At 61.1% G+C, this 676-nt stretch carries 1 pseudogene; it reads right to left on the bottom strand.

The window, feature by feature from the left end:
- Positions 1 to 124: 124 nt before the first annotated feature.
- A pseudogene (locus ACRZ95_RS23120) lies at positions 125 to 676 on the bottom strand (bifunctional proline dehydrogenase/L-glutamate gamma-semialdehyde dehydrogenase); the annotation flags it as partial.

Genomic DNA, 676 nt, shown 5'->3' with positions numbered 1-676 from the left:
TATCCCCTGTCCCAGCTTTCACCGTAAAAACAGTGTTCGGCTTGGTGCGCCGTTTGATGCCGATTGTTGCCCTGGTTCCTGGTCCAACTTTGACGGTTGGGTCAGGTCTGTGTCGTGGTGAACACTATGCCATTCCGCCCAGCAACGCCGGGTTGCCGCCCGCAGCCGTGGTATCGACACAGACGTGTCGTTCTCCCAGAACCCGAGTTCGCTCTGGAATTCCGGGTATCAGGGGCAGGATTGGCCCGTTGCGCCGCGCCAGATGTTGCTCGATCTGACGGGCGGTGTCGTCATCTCCCCACCACAGGACGCCCGAGAAACCCGTCAGGTTCTCGAGCCGGTGAAGATCGAGCATGCCTGTCATTTCAAATGCAGTTCCGCCAAGTGAAATCACCGCCTCGGCCTGCGCGCTGGCGGCGACCTTACCCGGACCCATGCACAGCAAAGGCGCGCAGGCGTATTCGCTCAGTCGGTTTGATTCCCCGGTAGGTCCGGGCAGAGACCGCGTCGTCACCGAGGCAGGTTGTCCCTTCGGTGCGGGTAGGTTCGCGGTGCCGGACCAAGCACCATCTGTTGACTGGCGGTCGGGTTCGCAGAACCGATACAAATAGTTCGGACCACCGGCTTTTGGCCCGGTACCGGAAAGACCCTCTCCGCCAAAGGGCTGAGACCCAAC

The sequence above is a fragment of the Ruegeria sp. AI3 genome (genome assembly GCF_056541245.1).
This window is presented reverse-complemented; position numbering and strand designations above follow the sequence as displayed.